The 3,912-nt window shown below is 63.7% G+C and carries 4 protein-coding genes; 2 read left to right on the forward strand and 2 right to left on the reverse strand.

Going from position 1 to position 3,912, the window contains the following annotated elements:
• Positions 1 to 77 precede the first annotated feature (77 nt).
• Both DYI24_RS22785 and DYI24_RS22790 read left to right on the forward strand, forming a co-directional pair.
• The gene (locus tag DYI24_RS22785; protein WP_107356554.1) at positions 78 to 818 is read left to right on the forward strand and encodes an ABC transporter ATP-binding protein; all 741 of its coding nucleotides are present in this window, start codon (positions 78 to 80) and stop codon (positions 816 to 818) included.
• A 177-nt stretch (positions 819 to 995) separates the two neighbouring features.
• Positions 996 to 2,102, forward strand: coding sequence for a branched-chain amino acid ABC transporter substrate-binding protein (locus DYI24_RS22790; RefSeq protein ID WP_107345544.1), 1,107 nt, complete (start codon positions 996 to 998; stop codon positions 2,100 to 2,102).
• A 351-nt stretch (positions 2,103 to 2,453) separates the two neighbouring features.
• Here the strand turns inward: DYI24_RS22790 and DYI24_RS22795 are convergent, their stop codons facing one another.
• Together DYI24_RS22795 and DYI24_RS22800 are read right to left on the reverse strand one after the other, a co-directional pair.
• Entirely contained in the window at positions 2,454 to 2,741 is a 288-nt protein-coding gene (locus DYI24_RS22795; RefSeq protein ID WP_164573952.1) for a GIY-YIG nuclease family protein, read from the reverse strand.
• Positions 2,742 to 3,339: 598 nt separating this feature from the next.
• Positions 3,340 to 3,912: cytochrome c biogenesis CcdA family protein (locus DYI24_RS22800; RefSeq protein ID WP_164573953.1), on the reverse strand; the 573-nt coding region annotated here is incomplete at its 5' end.

A 3,912-nucleotide genomic window follows, 5' to 3' on the forward strand; every position in this document is an offset into this window, starting at 1 on the left:
GGCAAGGCTGTGCTTGTGTCCGTGGATGCCCGGGTCAAGCCCGGGCATGACGAAAGTGAGCGTGGCGAGGTGGCATCATGACCTCCACCGCCCCCCTCCTCAAAATCGAAAACCTCCGCGCTGCCTACGGCAAGATCGAGGCGCTGAAGGGCGTCGATCTCGAGATCGCGCCCGGCGAGATCGTGGCGCTGATCGGCGCCAATGGTGCCGGCAAGTCGACGCTGATGATGTCGATCTTCGGTAAGCCGCGTGCCAAGGCCGGCCGCATCGTGTTCGACGGCGTCGATATCACCGCGCGGCCGACTCACCTGATCGCGCGGATGAGCATCGCGCAGTCGCCGGAGGGTCGCCGCATCTTCCCGCGGATGAGCGTCGCCGAAAATCTGCAGATGGGCGCCGATGCCGGAACCGGCAGCAACGAAGAACGCGCCGCGACGCTCGAACGCGTGCTGACGCTGTTTCCGCGGCTGCGCGAACGCTTCGGCCAGCGCGGCGGCACGCTCTCAGGCGGCGAGCAGCAGATGCTGGCGATCGGCCGCGCGCTGATGAGCCGGCCGCGCCTGCTGCTGCTCGACGAACCATCGCTCGGCCTCGCGCCGCTGATCACCCGGCAGATCTTCGACGCGATCCGCACCCTGAACAAGCAGGACCGGCTCACCGTGCTGATCGTCGAGCAGAACGCCAACCACGCGCTGAAGCTGGCGCATCGCGGCTACGTGCTGGTCAACGGCCTGATCACCATGAGCGGGACCGGCGCCGATCTGCTGGCGCGGCCGGAAGTGCGAGCCGCGTATCTCGAAGGCGGACGCGGCAGCTGAGGTAGTCCCTCCCCGCGCCCGCGAGTCCTGCGGCACAATGCGGCAACCGGGTGCCGCCGGCGCCGTATTTTGTCGATGACTTGTCGTGAAAATCAGCCAACAATGCCGGCCGGTTTGGCGCTTCGGGCCTGCCTGGGCGCGGCTTTTCGTTTGCAAATCCATCGCAAGGATTCATCGATGACACTCAAGCTTCTCGGTTTGGCATTCGGCGTCTCGTTGGCGCTCTCGACCACGGCGCTGGCGCAGGACATCAAGGTCTCGGTCGCCGGTCCGATGACCGGCGGCGAATCCGCGTTCGGCCGGCAGCTCAAGAACGGCGCCGAGCAGGCGGTGGTCGATCTCAACGCCAAGGGCGGTCTGCTCGGCAAGAAGCTGGTGCTCGACGTCGAAGACGATGCCTGCGATCCGAAGCAGGCGCGCTCGGTCGCCGAGAAGATCGCGGGCGACGGCATCCCGTTCGTCGCCGGTCACTTCTGCTCGTCGTCGTCGATCCCGGCGTCGGAAGCTTATGCCGACGGCAACGTGCTGCAGATCACTCCGGCCTCGACCAATCCGCTGTTCACCGAGCGCAAGCTGTGGAACGTACTGCGCGTTTGCGGCCGCGACGATCAGCAGGGCCTGGTCGCCGCCGAGTACATCCTGAAAAACTACAAGGGCAAGAACGTCGCCATCCTCAACGACAAGACCACTTACGGCAAGGGTCTGGCCGACGAGACCAAGAAGGCGCTGAACAAGGCCGGCTTCCAGGAGAAGATGTTCGAGTCCTACAACAAGGGCGACAACGACTTTAACTCGATCGTGTCGCGGCTGAAGCGCGATGCCATCGATCTGGTGTACATCGGCGGTTATCACCGCGAGGCCGGCCTGATCCTGCGCCAGATGCGCGACCAGGGCCTCAGCACCGTGATGATGGCCGGCGACGCGATGAACGACAAGGAATTCGCCTCGATCACCGGCCCGCTCGCCGCAGGCACGCTGTTCACCTTTGGCCCCGACCCGCGCAACAAGCCGACCGCCAAGCAGATCGTCGAAACCTTCAAGGGCAAGGGCATCGATCCGGAAGGCTACACCCTCTACACCTACGCGGCATTCCAGGTGTGGTCGCAGGCGGTCGAGAAGGCCAAGTCGACCGATCCGAAGAAGGTGATCGACACCATCAAGGCCGGCGAGTGGGACACCGTGCTCGGCAAGATGGCCTTCGACGCCAAGGGCGACATCAAGGCGATCGACTACGTCGTCTACAAATGGGACGCCAAGGGCGGCTACGCCGAGATCGGAAACTGAGGTAATCGGGGGATGTGAGGCGCAGCCTCACATCGACAACAACGTCATGCGCGGGCTCAACCCGCGCATCCATCCGCAGACAAAGCAGCCTACGACGTATCAGCTCATGCGAAGATGATGGATTGCCGGGTCGAGCCCGGCAATGACGCGGGTGGAGAGCAGGATCACCTCCCCGCGACAGACGTCATGCGCGGGCCGACCCGCGCATCCATCCGCAGACAAAGCAGCCTACGCCGCATCAGCTCATGCGAAGATGATGGATTGCCGGGTCGAGCCCGGCAATGACGCGGGTGGAGAGCAGGATCACCTCCCCGCGACAAACGTCATGCGCGGGCTTGACCCGCGCATCCATCAACGAACGATTTCGTCGTAAAGATCATCCCAGCTCGGATTGCCGCGGACGATCAGGTCGATCTTCCATTCGCGCGGCCAATGCTTGATGTTCTTCTCGCGCTGAATGGCGGCGATGATGCTGTCGTGCGCTTCGAAATAGACGAGACGTTTGACGTCGTATTTGCGGGTGAAGCCCTCGACCAGTCCTTCGCGATGCTCATAGGTACGGCGGACGAGGTCGTTGGTCACGCCGACATACAGCGTGCCGCCCGGAGCACTGGCGAGGATGTAGACCCAGTAGGCCATGCCGACTCTCCTCCGAGAGCCTCGCTGAACCGCTTCATCATTCAAGAGGATGGATTGCCGGGTCAAGCCCGGCAATGACGCCGAGAAAGATTACCGCCACCATCCGTTCTCGGCCAAGACCGCGATCACTTGCACAGCGTCATGCGCGGGCTTGACCCGCGCATCCATCCGAGCGCGAACGCGCTTACACAAAGGAATCTCAAGGATGAGGGATCGCCGGGTCGAGCCCGGCGATGACGTCGACAAATGATTACCGCCACCATCCGATCCTAGCCAAGACCGCGATCACTTGCACAGCGTCATGCGCGGGCTTGACCCGCGCATCCATCCGAGCGCGAACGCGCTTACACAAAGGAATTGCAAGGATGATGGAGCGCCGGGTCGAGCCCGGCGATGACGTCGAGAAAAAATTACCGCTGTCATCCGTTCTCGGCCAAGACCGCGATCACTTGCACAGAGTCATGCGCGGGCTTGACCCGCGCATCCATCCAAAGCGCGAACGCGCTTACACAAAGGAATTGCAAAGATGATGGATCGCCGGGTCGAGCCCGGCGATGACGAGTGGTTTAGGTCCGATGCTCGGCCGCGACCAGGACGCCTACCCAATATTCCCCAGCGCCGGGAAGGTGTTCAGCAGCCAGATCGAGACGTCGCTGATGGCGCCGGTAAGGAAGCCGATGCCGGTGAGGACCATCAGCACGCCCATTACCCGCTCGACCGTGGCGAGGTGTTTCTTCATCCGGGCGAACAGGCCGGAGAATTGTTCGACCATCAGCGCGGCGAGCAGGAACGGCACGCCGAGGCCGAGCGAATACACCGCCAGCAAGCCGGCGCCCTTGGCCACCGTCGCTTCGGCCGCGGCCACCGACAGGATCGCAGCCAGGATCGGTCCGATGCACGGCGTCCAGCCGAACGCAAACGCAAGGCCCATCACGTAGGCGCCCCACAGCCCGACCGGCTTCGGGATCGGCAGGCGGCCTTCGCGCATCAGGATGTTGATCCGGGTCAGGCCGAGGAAGTGCAGGCCCATCAGGATAATCACCACACCGGCGATGATCGCGAGCTGCGCCGAATAGGCGCGGATCAGGCTGCCGACCAGGCTGGCGCTGGCGCCGAGCGCGACGAACACGGTGGAGAAGCCGAGCACGAACACCGCCGCAGAGATCATCAC

This window comes from Rhodopseudomonas sp. BR0C11 (assembly GCF_010820945.1).
GTDB classification, from domain to species: Bacteria; Pseudomonadota; Alphaproteobacteria; order Rhizobiales; family Xanthobacteraceae; genus Rhodopseudomonas; species Rhodopseudomonas palustris_H.